Origin of the sequence: Citrobacter sp. Awk 2 (assembly GCF_028069815.1) — a bacterium.
Classification (GTDB): Bacteria; Pseudomonadota; Gammaproteobacteria; order Enterobacterales; family Enterobacteriaceae; genus Citrobacter.
Map to the genome: position 1 here is coordinate 1 of NZ_JANEWL010000116.1, position 13,450 is coordinate 13,450.

13 protein-coding genes and 1 other annotated feature are annotated in these 13,450 nt (G+C 52.0%); of the genes, 5 read left to right on the forward strand and 8 right to left on the reverse strand.

The window, feature by feature from the left end:
- The first annotated feature begins 109 nt into the window (after nt 1–109).
- The 3 genes from NNO02_RS20520 (at nt 110) to satP (ending at nt 1,970) form a co-directional block, all read left to right on the forward strand.
- The gene (locus NNO02_RS20520) at nt 110–514 is read left to right on the forward strand and encodes a DUF2541 family protein (RefSeq protein ID WP_271441686.1); all 405 of its coding nucleotides are present in this window, start codon (nt 110–112) and stop codon (nt 512–514) included.
- A gap of 26 nt (nt 515–540) precedes the next feature.
- Nucleotides 541–1,254 (forward strand): acidic protein MsyB, encoded by a 714-nt coding sequence (gene msyB, locus NNO02_RS20525; protein ID WP_271441687.1) that lies wholly within the window; start codon nt 541–543, stop codon nt 1,252–1,254.
- Nucleotides 1,255–1,403: 149 nt separating this feature from the next.
- Nucleotides 1,404–1,970 (forward strand): acetate uptake transporter, encoded by a 567-nt coding sequence (gene satP, locus NNO02_RS20530; RefSeq protein WP_271449370.1) that lies wholly within the window; start codon nt 1,404–1,406, stop codon nt 1,968–1,970.
- 33 nt (nt 1,971–2,003) lie between these two features.
- On the opposite strand, the gene NNO02_RS20535 is transcribed toward satP, so the two are convergent.
- From NNO02_RS20535 to tal, 3 genes are all read right to left on the reverse strand, one after another.
- The gene (locus NNO02_RS20535) at nt 2,004–3,311 is read right to left on the reverse strand and encodes an MFS transporter (protein WP_271455597.1); all 1,308 of its coding nucleotides are present in this window, start codon (nt 3,309–3,311) and stop codon (nt 2,004–2,006) included.
- 123 nt (nt 3,312–3,434) lie between these two features.
- Entirely contained in the window at nt 3,435–4,022 is a 588-nt protein-coding gene (gene mog / locus NNO02_RS20540) for a molybdopterin adenylyltransferase (protein ID WP_003018973.1), read from the reverse strand.
- A gap of 110 nt (nt 4,023–4,132) precedes the next feature.
- Nucleotides 4,133–5,086, reverse strand: coding sequence for a transaldolase (gene tal, locus NNO02_RS20545; RefSeq protein WP_137383782.1), 954 nt, complete (start codon nt 5,084–5,086; stop codon nt 4,133–4,135).
- Between the two features lie 274 nt (nt 5,087–5,360).
- Here tal and NNO02_RS20550 point away from each other — a divergent pair, with 274 nt between their 5' ends.
- Together NNO02_RS20550 and yaaA are read left to right on the forward strand one after the other, a co-directional pair.
- Nucleotides 5,361–6,791: an alanine/glycine:cation symporter family protein gene (locus tag NNO02_RS20550; protein ID WP_271455598.1), complete on the forward strand. Its 1,431-nt coding sequence runs from the start codon at nt 5,361–5,363 to the stop codon at nt 6,789–6,791.
- Nucleotides 6,792–6,868: 77 nt separating this feature from the next.
- Nucleotides 6,869–7,642 carry a peroxide stress protein YaaA gene (gene yaaA / locus NNO02_RS20555; protein WP_271441690.1) on the forward strand — a complete coding sequence of 258 codons (774 nt, stop codon included), beginning with the start codon at nt 6,869–6,871 and terminating at the stop codon, nt 7,640–7,642.
- 46 nt (nt 7,643–7,688) lie between these two features.
- Here the strand turns inward: yaaA and NNO02_RS20560 are convergent, their stop codons facing one another.
- The 5 genes from NNO02_RS20560 to thrL form a co-directional block, all read right to left on the reverse strand.
- A complete protein-coding gene (locus NNO02_RS20560; RefSeq protein WP_271455599.1) occupies nt 7,689–8,006 on the reverse strand; it encodes a DUF2502 domain-containing protein in 318 nt (105 codons plus the stop codon).
- A gap of 267 nt (nt 8,007–8,273) precedes the next feature.
- A complete protein-coding gene (gene thrC, locus NNO02_RS20565; protein WP_271449375.1) occupies nt 8,274–9,560 on the reverse strand; it encodes a threonine synthase in 1,287 nt (428 codons plus the stop codon).
- A 3-nt stretch (nt 9,561–9,563) separates the two neighbouring features.
- On the reverse strand, nt 9,564–10,493 hold the full coding sequence (thrB, locus tag NNO02_RS20570) for a homoserine kinase (protein ID WP_271455600.1): 930 nt from the start codon (nt 10,491–10,493) through the stop codon (nt 9,564–9,566).
- Between the two features lies 1 nt (nt 10,494).
- Entirely contained in the window at nt 10,495–12,957 is a 2,463-nt protein-coding gene (gene thrA / locus NNO02_RS20575) for a bifunctional aspartate kinase/homoserine dehydrogenase I (protein ID WP_271455601.1), read from the reverse strand.
- Between the two features lie 23 nt (nt 12,958–12,980).
- Nucleotides 12,981–13,107, reverse strand: a sequence feature (Thr leader region).
- Nucleotides 13,037–13,102 carry a thr operon leader peptide gene (thrL, locus tag NNO02_RS20580; protein ID WP_032337689.1) on the reverse strand — a complete coding sequence of 22 codons (66 nt, stop codon included), beginning with the start codon at nt 13,100–13,102 and terminating at the stop codon, nt 13,037–13,039. It overlaps the preceding feature by 66 nt.
- Nucleotides 13,108–13,450: the final 343 nt, after the last annotated feature.

Here is a 13,450-nt window from a genome sequence, read left to right on the forward strand (position 1 = left end):
CACCAAAAAATTGTAATAAAAAGAAAAGATTACAGGAATGAATCGTTTTTCTGGCAGCGTTAAGATGACGGCAACGAACACATTTTTGAATCCGTCAAAGAGAAACACCATGAAAGCCGCATTAACGCTTCCCGCCAGCCTGTTGGCGGGTCTTCTACTGAGCAGCGCCGCGCACGCTAACGATCATAAAGTTCTCGGCATGATTGCGATGCCCAGAAATGAAACCAACGACCTGGCACTAAAAATCCCCGTTTGTCGCGTAGTGAAACGCATCCAGCTTACCGCTGACCGTGGCGATATTCATCTGAACGGTGCATCTGTTTATTTCAAAGCTGCACGCATGTCCAGTCAAAGCCTGAATGTCCCTTCATCCATTAAAGAGGGACAGACCACCAATTGGATCAATATTAATAGCGACAACGACAACAAACGCTGTGTATCCAAAATTACCTTCTCTGGTCAGTCGGTAAACTCATCTGATATGGCGACATTGAAAATCATTGGCGACGACTAATCCCTTCTGCATAAGTAGAACTCAGTATGAATGTCACGTATTTGAACGACGACGATCTCGCTTTTCTCCAGCATTGTAGTGAAGAGCAGCTCGCCGACATTACGCGTTTACTTACCCACAACGAAAAAGGGAAAGCCCGTCTGTCGAGCGTTCTGAGTCATAACGAATTGTTTAAATCGATGGAAGGACACCCGGAACAGCACCGCCGCAACTGGCAATTAATCGCTGGCGAGCTTCAACATTACGGCGGTGACAGTATTGCCAACAAATTGCGCGGGCACGGGAAATTATACCGGGCGATTTTGCTGGATGTCTCAAAGCGGCTAAAGCTCAAAGCAGATAAAGAGATGTCTACGTTCGAAATTGAACAATATCTGCTGGAACATTTTTTACGAAATACCTGGCAAAAAATGGATGCTGAGCATAAGCAAGAATTTCTGCAGGCGGTCGATGCAAAAGTCTCCGAGCTGGAAGAACTGTTGCCGCTATTAATGAAAGACCGCAATCTGGCGAAAGGAGTGTCTCACCTGCTCTCCGGCCAGTTATCCCGGATTCTGCGTACGCACGCTGCTGTTAGCGTCATCGGACACGGACTCCTGCGCGGCGCAGGGCTTGGAGGCCCAGTGGGTGCAGCTTTAAACGGAGTAAAAGCCGTGAGTGGAAGTGCCTATCGGGTCACCATTCCGGCCGTGCTGCAAATCGCCTGTCTGCGCCGAATAATCAACACCTCACAAGCGTGATGCTCGTCACAGGGGAAAATAATTCATTTTCCCCTTATTAGATCATAGACAGTCCTCTCTCCCCTGATTATCATGCCGCGCCCCGAAGGCTGTGATCGTTATTCGGGGAAACTATTTCACCATTCAATCAATGATGATTTTGAGGAATTATGGGCAACACTAAGTTGGCTAATCCGGCACCGCTGGGCCTGATGGGCTTTGGCATGACCACCATTCTGCTTAACCTGCACAACGCGGGTTTCTTCGCCTTTGACGTTATTATTCTGGCGATGGGAATTTTCTACGGCGGTATCGCGCAAATTTTTGCCGGCCTGCTGGAATATAAAAAAGGCAATACCTTCGGTTTAACCGCCTTTACCTCCTACGGTTCTTTCTGGCTGACGCTGGTTGCGATCCTGATCATGCCGAAAATGGGCCTGGCAGATGCAACAAATGGTCAGTTCCTGGGCGTATACCTGGGTCTGTGGGGCGTGTTCACTCTGTTCATGTTCTTCGGAACGTTGAAAGCCGCCCGTGCATTACAGTTTGTCTTCCTGAGCCTGACGGTGCTGTTCGCGCTGCTGGCTGTTGGCAACATTGTCGGTAACGAAGCCATTATCCATGTTGCAGGTTGGATTGGCCTGGTGTGTGGCGCAAGCGCCATTTACCTGGCGATGGGTGAAGTACTGAACGAACAGTTTGGTCGTACCATCCTGCCGATTGGTGAAGCGCACTAATCGACGTTATCCCCCCTTACGGGGGGATATTCCTTACAAGCGCTGTAGCTCCCCCTGCACGCTCGCATCACGATGATAAATATCCTGTCGCAGCCAAATCCCCAGACCTAATCCCACCAGCGACAACGCCAGCACATACCAGGCCGGAGCCATTGGCGACACGCTCATTAGCATTGTTACTGCAATCGGCGTCAGACCACCAAAAATGGCATAGGAAACGTTGTAGGAAAAGGAGATGCCGGTAAAGCGCACTTCTGCTGGGAACGCCCGCACCATGACATAAGGTACTGCACCCACAACACCAACACACAACCCCACCAGCCCGTACAACAGGAAGAGATACTCAGGGTGGCTACCGGTCAGGTGATAGAAGAACCAGCTGGAACAGGCCAGCAGCAGGCTACCGATAATAAAGGTTTTGCTGGCACCAACCCTGTCGACAATAAATCCAGCCAGCAGACACCCGATACACAGCATAATGGTGGCGACACTGTTCGCCTGTAACGTCAGCGCGGGGGCAAACCCATACTGTTTCTGCAACCAGACGGGCGACATCAGAATCACCACCACAATCCCGGCTGATAACAACCAGGTCAGCAGCATTGAAATGACCACGGCCTTTTTATGTTTACTGACTACCGACTTCACCGGCAGTTCCTGCGCCAACGCCTTACGTTGCTGCATTTCAAGGAAGATAGGTGTTTCCTGCAGCCAACGACGCAAATACATCGCCACCAGCCCAAACGCCCCGCCCAACAGGAAAGGGATACGCCAGCCGTAGTCATGCACTGCCTGCTGCGTCAGGCTGGTGTTCACCAGCGTCGCAACCACCGATCCCAGCAGAATTCCCACCGTCAGTCCGGCGGTCAGCGTGCCACAGGCAATGCCGATACGACGCTCCGGTACGTGTTCAGCCACAAATACCCACGCCCCCGGAACTTCGCCACCAATGGCTGCGCCTTGCAAAATACGCATCAACAACAGCAACAGCGGAGCCAGAATCCCCATTGAGGCGTAAGTGGGTAGCAAACCCATTGCCAGTGTCGGTATTGCCATCAGCAAAATGCTCAGGGTGAACATTTTCTTGCGCCCGACCAGATCGCCAAAGTGCGCCATGATGATGCCGCCGAGCGGACGCGCCAGATAGCCTGCGGCAAAAATACCGAAGGTTTGCACCTGACGTAGCCATTCCGGGATGTCTGTGGGGAAAAAGAGTTCGCCAACGACGGCGGCAAAGAAGACAAAAATAATGAAATCATAAAACTCCAACGCTCCACCGAGGGCAGCAAGCGTTAGGGTTTTATAATCCTGGCGATTCAGCGGTCGAGAATGTTGTGACATAGCAAACCATGAGTCAGTGGAGTCATTGAACGTTTTGGCGATATGTGTAAATCAAAAATTACTATATCGTAAACAATTCAATACTCCACCGCGTTTGCCATTTATATCACGAATAGACTACTTTCAGGCGTTTGTATCGCGTATTGCGCTTTTAGGGCGAAAAGATGCTACGACAGCGGGCGCAGTTTCCACATACGGCCCATCCAACAACTGTATACAATACGGTACACTTGCAAAGATCCCCGGCACGATAACCTTACCGTCAGCATCTTTTACGCCTTCGAGCGTTTCTTTGATCGATTTCGGCTGCCCAGGCAGATTCAGGATCAGCGCCTGCTTGCGAATGACCCCAACCTGACGGGAAAGGATCGCCGTCGGTACAAAGTGCAAACTAATCTGGCGCATTTGCTCACCAAACCCAGGCATTTGGCGATCGGCAACAGCCAGCGTGGCATCAGGCGTCACATCGCGGCGTGCCGGACCGGTACCACCGGTGGTCAGCACCAGATGGCAGCTCATTTCATCAACCAGTTCGCATAACGTTTGCTCGATGATCGCCTGCTCATCCGGGATTAACCGCGTTTGCAGCTCAAAGGGGGTAGTCAGAGCCGATGCCAGCCACTCTTCAAGGGCAGGGATACCCTTATCCTGGTAAACGCCACTGGAGGCGCGATCGGAAATGGAAACCAGGCCAATGCGTAAAGTGTTCATGATTATTCCGTTTAAACAGTCTCGTTAAACAGAATGATACACTGCGAAGGGAAGGACAGACAGGTTTCAGAAGAGGTAGCGTGACCCATATCAGGGCCACGCCTTAATGATTACAGCAGATCGCCGATCATTTTTTCCAGTTTACCCTGGTCTACAGCAAACTTACGGATACCGTCCGCCAGTTTGTCTACAGCCATCGGATCCTGGTTGTGCTGCCACAGGAACTCAGCTTCAGTGATGCGTGCAGGACGCGCTTTCACTTCGCCAGAGAAGGACAGTTTACGTTCGATAGCGCCTTCGCTTTCCGCCAGCTCTTTCAGCAGTGCCGGAGCAATCGTCAGACGATCGCAGCCCGCCAGCTCAATGATTTCGCCGATGTTACGGAAGCTTGCGCCCATGACGACGGTTTCGTAACCGTGCTGTTTGTAGTACTCGTAAATTTCCGTTACGGAAACCACACCCGGATCTTCTGCCGGTGCGTACTCTTTCTTGTCAGTATTGGCTTTGTACCAGTCAAGAATACGGCCAACGAACGGAGAAATCAGGTATACGCCAGCTTCAGCACATGCACGCGCCTGCGCGAAGGAGAACAGCAGAGTCAGGTTACAGTTGATACCTTCTTTTTCCAGCTGCTCTGCAGCACGGATACCCTGCCAGGTAGAAGCCAGTTTGATCAGAATGCGATCGTTGCTGATGCCAGCATCGTTGTACAGTTTGATCAGACGTTTCGCTTTCGCGATAGACGCGTCGGTGTCGTAGGACAGGCGAGCATCAACTTCAGTAGAGATACGACCCGGGACCAGTTTCAGGATCTCCAGACCGATATTTACCGCCAGTTTATCCGTCGCGTCGACGATCTGCTGAGCACGATCGTCGCTCTGCTGCTTAGCCCATGCCACAGCGTCATCGATCAGCTTGCGGTATTCTGGGATCTGCGCTGCGTTAAGAATGAGAGAAGGGTTAGTTGTGGCATCCTGAGGCTGATACAGCTTCATTGCCGCGATGTCTCCGGTGTCGGCCACTACTGTGGTGAACTGACGAAGGGAGGTCAATTTGTCCGTCATGATAGCGATTCTCTTTAAACAGCTTATTAGGGGGATGTAACCGATCTTCCCTGATGATAGCACGACGCACTCTCAGCGCAACCGCCGGGATTGTCCAACTCACTGCTCATTCCCGATTACGCATCTTAAAGCCCCTGATGCGCAATTAAGGGTTATACCCATTGTTATGGTAAACTCCCGCAATCAATCTCCTGACAAGGTATATACTGTTCGATAATTGGTAGCGCTTACATGGGAATATTCGCGCGTACCGGCATCAACAAGAGGGATGTTAATGCCTGATTTTTTCTCGTTTATTAATGAAATACTCTGGGGATCGGTGATGATCTACCTCCTGCTTGGTGCAGGATGTTGGTTCACCTGGCGTACCGGGTTTGTTCAGTTTCGCTACATTCGCCATTTTGGCAAAAGTCTTAAAAACAGCCTCAGCCCACAACCGGGTGGCTTAACCTCGTTTCAAGCATTATGTACCAGTCTCGCTGCTCGTATTGGCAGCGGAAACCTCGCCGGGGTTGCCCTGGCGATCGCCGCGGGTGGCGCAGGGGCCGTCTTCTGGATGTGGGTCTCGGCGATCATTGGCATGGCGACCTCCTTTGCCGAGTGCTCACTCGCGCAACTGTATAAAGAACGCGATAGTAAGGGGCAGTACCGCGGCGGGCCAGCATGGTATATGGCGCGCGGTCTGGGGATGCGCTGGATGGGCGTACTCTTTGCCCTCTTTTTGCTCATCGCATACGGCCTGATTTTTAACAGCGTACAGGCAAACTCTGTCTCCCGCGCATTGGCATTTGCGTTCGACATCCCTCCCCTCGCATCCGGCATCGCTTTGGCGATACTGTCATTCCTGGTGATCATTGGCGGTATTAAAGGTGTTGCCCGTCTGATGCAATGGTTTGTGCCGATCATGGCGCTGCTGTGGGTCGGTTGCAGCATTGCTATCTGTCTTTGGCATATCGGGCAGATCCCCGAGATCATCGTCAACATCGTAAAAAGTGCTTTAGGGTGGCAGGAAGCTGCTGCCGGCGCGGCCGGTTATACGCTGAGTCAGGCCATTGCCAGCGGTTTTCAACGCGGTATGTTCTCTAATGAAGCGGGAATGGGATCAACACCTAACGCAGCAGCTTCGGCTGCCTCCTGGCCACCGCATCCCGCGGCGCAAGGCATTGTGCAAATGATCGGTGTATTAGGTGATACGCTAATTATCTGCACAGCCAGCGCCATGATTATTCTTCTGGCGGGGAATGGCACAACCTATATTCCAATGGAAGGCATCCAGTTGATGCAGAAGGCCATGGTCTCACTGACCGGCGAATGGGGGGCTGGGTTTGTCGCATTTATTGTGATTCTGTTTGCTTTCAGCTCTATTGTGGCTAACTACATTTATGCGGAAAACAACCTGGTCTTTTTACGTCTGGACAATATCCGGGTTATCTGGCTGTTGCGCATTGCTACCGTCAGTACCGTGATCGCAGGCACCTTAGTCAGTTTCCCGCTGGTCTGGCAGCTCGCCGACATCATCATGGCCTGTATGGCGATAACTAACCTGACGGCGATTTTACTGCTCTCCCCGGTTGTTCATACTCTTGCCAGCGACTATCTGCGTCAGCGCAAACTCGGTGTGCGCCCGGAATTTGATCCGCGCCGTTATCCTGAGATCAGACAACAGCTTGCACCGGATACCTGGGATGAAACGCCGCGCAGTTAGCGCGGCAATCACAACCATCGATCAATTCTGTCGTTTTTTTTGCTAAAGTCGCAGTAAATCTCCTGCAAGGACTGGATATGCTGATTCTGATTTCACCTGCAAAAACGCTCGACTACCAAAGCCCGCTGGCTACCACACGCCATACGCTGCCTGAACTGCTGGATCACTCCCAACAGTTAATCCACGTGGCGCGTCAACTCTCTGCGCCGCAGATCGGCAAGCTGATGGGAATTAGCGATAAGCTGGCGGATCTGAACGCGACTCGTTTCCATGATTGGCAGCCAGACTTCACACCGGACAATGCGCGTCAGGCCATTCTGGCGTTCAAAGGTGACGTGTACACCGGATTGCAGGCAGAAACCTTCAGCGAAGCAGATTTCGATTTCGCCCAGCAGCACTTACGCATGCTGTCCGGGCTGTATGGCGTTCTGCGCCCACTGGATTTGATGCAACCCTACCGTCTGGAAATGGGCATTCGTCTGGCCAATGCGAAGGGTAAAGACCTCTATCAGTTCTGGGGAGATACTATCACCGATAAGCTTAACGAAGCGTTGGAAGCACAAGGTGATAATGTGGTGATTAACCTCGCCTCAGACGAGTATTTTAAATCCGTGAAGCCGAAAAAACTGAATGCAGAACTGATCAAACCGGTATTCCTTGATGAGAAGAACGGCAAATTCAAAGTCATCAGCTTCTATGCCAAAAAAGCCCGCGGCCTGATGAGTCGCTACATTATTCAACATCGTCTGACGAAGCCTGAGCAACTGACTGCGTTTAACAGCGACGGCTATTTCTTTGATGAAGAGGCATCAGGGAGTGGAGAACTGGTGTTTAAGCGTCACGAGCAATAATGCAGCATATGTCGGATAAGGATGTACCTTATCCGACAGCACAAACTTAATGGTGCCCGTTCGCTCCCGGACGGTGGTCGTCGCGGCGATCGTCATGTCGATCGTTATGATGATCATCATAGCGATTGTTGTGTGGCTGTGGACGCGGTCCGTGAGGTTGCCAGCGATGATCCCGCCACTCATAGTGTTTTCCCCACCAACCGTGATCGCGCCAGCTCCCGCCATCCCAGTAGTTACCCCGGCTGTCACGATCGCCAATCTGTAATTTAACTGCCGGTACCAGAGTAATTTCAGCCGCCTGCACGGCAAGGGGAGCAACCAGCATCATAGAAAGCGCAAGAAGCACAGGTTTGAATTTTTTCATTGGTGACTCCTTTTTATCATTGCCCTTATCGGGTCGATAAAAGGAGATTACGTGAAGGGAATAAAAGTTATTATTCTCCGCAATCCTAATCTCTAAGTTAGCGCATTTATTGGGAATTTCTCCTTTTTCGCTACCTATTTCCTCCTTATTTTCTCCATAAAAAAAGCCGGGTAAAACCCGACTCAGATTGTTAGCAAGTATCGCCTACCTGTTACCGGATAACAGGTGCCGTCTGCCCGGTAAGCAGAGCGTCACCGGGCACAACAATTAACTGCGGGTCATCATTAACTGACGCAGCGCAGCAAAATCAGCAGGCAGATGGTGAGAGAGCAGCGGTAAATCTGCACGTTCAGCCAGCTCTTTTGGTAGATCCAGCGTGACATTCAGAATCTGTTCAACGCTTTCTTTAAATTTCGCCGGATGTGCGGTGCCAAGGAACAGGCCATATTCGCCCGGATTCAACTGGTCACGCAGTGCACGATACGCCACCGCAGCATGCGGTTCTGAGGTATAACCTTTCTGCTGCAGCTCACGCATGGTGTCCTGCGTTGTTGCATCATCCACAGCGGCATAGCCCAACTCATTCAGGCGCCATATTTTACGGCGGAACAGTTCCTCCACACGCGGCCAGTTGTTTGGCTGGCTAACGTCCATGGCATTCGATAAGGTCGCCTGAGTCGCTTTCGGTGCCCACTCGCCTTCGGCAAGAAAACGTGGAACCGTATCGTTGACGTTGGTAGCCGCAATAAAGCGCTTCACTGGCAAGCCAAGTGATTTCGCCAGCAGACCCGCGGTCAGATCGCCAAAGTTACCGCTGGGAACAGAAATAACCAGTTGGTTACGCGCTTCCTGCGGCAGTTGAGCCACGGCTTCAAAGTAGTAGCAGATTTGCGCCAGCAGGCGGCTGATGTTGATGGAGTTAGCGGAATTCAGACCCAAAGCCGCCTTCAGCTCTTCATCATCAAACGCCTGTTTCACCAGTGCCTGGCAGGCATCAAAGTCACCATCAATCGCGACGGTTTCAATATTGCCGCCCAGCGTACAGAACAGTTTCTCCTGCAATGGGCTGATCTTACCATTTGGGTAGAGGATCACCACACGCACATTTTTCAGGCCATAAAAAGCATGTGCAACCGCCGCCCCGGTGTCTCCGGATGTCGCGGTCAGGATAGTCACCGGTTTGTCACCGCTGATGTGCGTTAGCATTTGCGCCATAAAGCGCCCGCCAAAGTCTTTAAACGCCAGTGTCGGACCATGGAACAGCTCCAGACAGCCGACATCACCTTCGACCTGAGCAACCGGTGCCGGAAATGCAAATGCCGCTCGCACGCGTTCTTCCAGGATCTCTTGTGGGATCTCTGTGCCAATGAATGCGGAAAGGATCTTAGCACTGCGGCTAACGAAATCCTGGTTCAGCATCTCATCCACTTCTGTCAGATTAAATTCCGGCAGATCGTGCGGAAAAAACAATCCCTGATTCTTGCCAAGCCCTTGTGTGACGGCCTGCGCAAAGCTGACCTGTTCGTTGTGATCTTTCAGATTATAGAGTTTCATTGATTATCCCAGTACCCGTGCGCCCGCCGTGTCCAACCGGCAAATATGAACAAAGCCTTCCTGATTTTGCAGGTAATTTTTACCCAGCCAGTCTGCTACGCGCTGTGCCGTATCCGGTTTATCGCATAAGGCGAACAGCGTCGGCCCCGACCCGGAAATACCGCTAGCCAGCGCGCCAATTTCCGCTACCGCCTGACGTGCCTGACTAAAGCCGGGCAGCAAGCGGGTACGGTATGGCTCAGCAATAACATCTTTCATCAGCTTCGCGGCAAGCCCTGGCTGACGGGAATAGCAGGCATGAATAAACCCTGCCAGATGCCGCCCATGGGCAATACAGTCCTGACGACGATACTGTGCAGGTAAAATCGCCCGCGCTTCCGCCGTGGAAACTTTAATGCCTGGATACGCCAGTACCCACAGCCACTCATCAAAGCCTGGCACCTGCTGGCTGATAATGCCGTTTTCTTCGATCATTAACTGCATGCCGCCCAAAAAGCACGGGGCGACATTATCGTAGTGAATACTGCCGGAGATACGCCCTTCCAGTTCGCCCATAATCGCCAACAGTCGCGTATCGTTGAGCGGCTTACCACAAAATTCGTTCATCGCCACCAGTGCGGCCACAACGGAACAGGCGCTGGAGCCTAACCCGGAACCAATCGGCATATTTTTTTCCAGCGTCATCGCAACCGGAACGGCTTTACCCAGTTCCTGACAGAAGCGCTCCCAGCACTGATAGACGATATTTTCCCGCGGCGCTGATGGCAGCTTATTCGCAAAGCGCCCCTGGTTATTCAGGCTGAACTGGTCAGCCGCCTCAACCGAGACCACATCACCCAACAGTGAACCATCTACGGGGGTGACCGCCGCGCCAAGCACATCAAACCCGACGCTCATATTGGCACTGGAAGCCGGGGCATAAACTCTCACCATGTCAGACTCCTAACTTCCATGAAAGGGTGCGAAGAAGATCGGCAAATACACCTGCCGCCGTAACATCATTGCCCGCACCATATCCGCGCAGCACCAGCGGTAATGGCTGATAGTAATGGCTGTAGAACGCCAGCGCGTTTTCACCGTTTTTCACTTTGAACAGCGGATCGTTACCATCCACTTCAGCGATTCTCACCCGGCAGACGCCGTTTTCTTCGATATTGCCAACATAGCGCAATACTTTACCCTCATCACGGGCTTTCGCGACGCGAGCGGCAAACTCATCGTCCAGTTGCGACAAATTCGTCATAAACGCGGAAACATCACCAGAATCATCAAATGCTTCTGGCAGCACCGGCTCAATGACAATGTCAGAAAGCTCCAGTTCGCGGCCAGTTTCACGCGCCAAAATCAGGAGTTTACGCGCCACATCCGTACCAGAGAGATCATCACGCGGATCGGGTTCGGTGTAACCCAACTCCCGTGCCAGCGTGGTGGCCTGCGAGAAGCTCATGCCTTCATCCAGCTTGCCGAAAATAAACGACAGCGAACCGGAAAGAATGCCGGAGAATCGTTGCAGTTCATCGCCCGCGCTGAGCAGATTTTGCAAGTTTTCAATAACCGGCAAGCCCGCACCCACGTTGGTGTCGTACAGGAATTTACGACGCGACTTCGCCGCGGCGAAACGCAGCTGATGGTAGTAATCCATCGACGACGTGTTGGCTTTTTTGTTCGGGGTGACCACGTGGAAACCTTCACGCAGGAAATCGGCATATTGGTCTGCCACCGCCTGGCTTGAGGTACAGTCGACGATCACCGGATTAAGCAGATGGTATTCTTTTACCAGACGGATCAAACGGCCGAGGTTGAAAGGCTCTTTCGCGCACTCCAGTTCCGATTGCCAGTTTTCCAGATTCAGACCGTGGACATTCGTCAGCAAGGCCTTCGAGTTCGCCACACCGCACACGCGCAGATCGATATGTTTGCCCTTCAACCAGCTTTGCTGACGCTTGAGCTGCTCAAGCAGTGCGGAGCCTACACCGCCAACGCCAATCACAAACACTTCAATCACCTGGTCGGTGTTGAACAGCATCTGATGGGTAACGCGTACGCCGGTGGTCGCGTCATCGTTGTTCACTACCACCGAAATAGAGCGTTCGGACGACCCCTGGGCGATCGCCACGATGTTGATGTTCGCACGAGCCAGCGCGGCAAAGAATTTCGCCGAGATGCCGCGTAGCGTACGCATGCCGTCACCAACCACTGAGATGATCGCCAGACGCTCAGTCACCGCCAGTGGCTCCAGCAGCCCTTCTTTCAGCTCGAGGTAGAATTCATCCTGCATCGCCCGCTGCGCCCGTATGCAGTCGCCTTGCGGCACGCAGAAACTGATGCTGTATTCAGAAGAAGACTGCGTGATCAGCACCACTGAGATACCGGCACGAGACATCGCCGCGAAAACGCGAGCCGCCATGCCTACCATGCCTTTCATTCCAGGGCCGGAGACGCTAAACATCGCCATGTTATTGAGGTTAGAAATACCTTTTACCGGCAAATCGTCCTCATCGCTGCTGGCACCGATCAGTGTACCTGGCGCTTGTGGGTTTCCGGTGTTTTTAATCAGGCAAGGGATTTGGAACTGAGCAATCGGGGTAATGGTTCGCGGGTGTAATACTTTGGCGCCAAAGTAAGAAAGCTCCATCGCTTCCTGATAAGACATCGACTTTAACAGCCTGGCATCAGGAACCTGGCGCGGGTCGCAGGTATATACACCGTCAACATCGGTCCAGATCTCACAACAGTCCGCGCGTAAACAGGCAGCCAGCACAGCGGCAGAGTAGTCAGAGCCATTGCGCCCCAACACCACCAACTCACCTTTTTCATTCCCGGCAGTAAAGCCTGCCATCAAAATCATATGATCTGCTGGAATACGGCTGGCTGCGATGCGACGCGTAGATTCGGTGATATCAACGGTAGATTCGAGGTAATGACCTACCGCCAGTAGTTTCTCAACCGGATCGATAACGGTAACGAGATGCCCGCGCGCTTCCAGCAGGCCTGCCATGATAGCGATCGACATTTTTTCGCCACGGCAAATAAGCGCAGCGTTAATGCTGTCCGGGCACTGTCCCAGCAGGCTGATACCGTGCAGGACATGTTTAATTTGGGCAAATTCTTGTTCAACGAAGGCTTTAAGCTGCGTCAGCGGGAAGCCCGGCTGCGCGGCGGCGAGGCCAACCAAAAGCTCTGAGAAAATACGTTCGGCATCACTGATATTGGCTAAAGCGTCCTGACCACCGATGGTCTTCTCAATCATCGCCACCAGATGGTTCGTAATTTTTGCGGGGGCAGAAAGAACAGTCGCGACCTGCCCCTGCCTGGCATTGCTTTCCAGAATATCGGCAACTCGCAGAAAGCGCTCTGCATTTGCCACTGATGTACCGCCGAACTTCAACACTCGCATGGTTTACCTCGTTGCCTTTGGTCGAAAAAAAAGCCCGCACTGTTTAGGTGCGGGCTTTTTCTTGTGTTTCCTGTACGCGTCAGCCCGCACCGTTACCTGTGGTAATGGTGATGGTTGTTGTAATGGTGATGCTGATGCGTTTCATGATGTTGTGTGCTCTGTAATTATGTACCCTAAATAATTCGCGTTGCAGGAAGGCGGCAAGTGAGCAAATCCTCAGGAGCATAGAAAACTATGTGACTGAGGTAAGCGAATGCAGCCAACGCACATGCAACTCGAAGTATGAGGGGTAATCTGTCTGTCTTGTATTCTTTTAGGGTTAAAGTATCTGCTGACCTAAGTCAATAAATTTTTAAATTGATCACATTCCGAAACTTGTTCACGAGCGACTGCTTGCCCTTTTATTTTCAACCAATACAGCATGCGTACCCCACTTGAAGTCAGAATCAAACGCTAAAAAACAAAACAAAGAAGACATTTTATTTTGTAATAT

Coding starts and splice junctions, on each gene's coding strand:
- NNO02_RS20550 (WP_271455598.1), top strand. CDS start 5,361: ATGCCTGATTTTTTCTCGTTTATTAATGAAATACTCTGGGGATCGGTG.
- NNO02_RS20535 (WP_271455597.1), bottom strand. CDS start 3,311: ATGTCACAACATTCTCGACCGCTGAATCGCCAGGATTATAAAACCCTA.
- satP (WP_271449370.1), top strand. CDS start 1,404: ATGGGCAACACTAAGTTGGCTAATCCGGCACCGCTGGGCCTGATGGGC.
- thrC (WP_271449375.1), bottom strand. CDS start 9,560: ATGAAACTCTATAATCTGAAAGATCACAACGAACAGGTCAGCTTTGCG.
- mog (WP_003018973.1), bottom strand. CDS start 4,022: ATGAACACTTTACGCATTGGCCTGGTTTCCATTTCCGATCGCGCCTCC.
- thrB (WP_271455600.1), bottom strand. CDS start 10,493: ATGGTGAGAGTTTATGCCCCGGCTTCCAGTGCCAATATGAGCGTCGGG.
- yaaA (WP_271441690.1), top strand. CDS start 6,869: ATGCTGATTCTGATTTCACCTGCAAAAACGCTCGACTACCAAAGCCCG.
- tal (WP_137383782.1), bottom strand. CDS start 5,086: ATGACGGACAAATTGACCTCCCTTCGTCAGTTCACCACAGTAGTGGCC.
- msyB (WP_271441687.1), top strand. CDS start 541: ATGAATGTCACGTATTTGAACGACGACGATCTCGCTTTTCTCCAGCAT.
- NNO02_RS20560 (WP_271455599.1), bottom strand. CDS start 8,006: ATGAAAAAATTCAAACCTGTGCTTCTTGCGCTTTCTATGATGCTGGTT.
- NNO02_RS20520 (WP_271441686.1), top strand. CDS start 110: ATGAAAGCCGCATTAACGCTTCCCGCCAGCCTGTTGGCGGGTCTTCTA.
- thrA (WP_271455601.1), bottom strand. CDS start 12,957: ATGCGAGTGTTGAAGTTCGGCGGTACATCAGTGGCAAATGCAGAGCGC.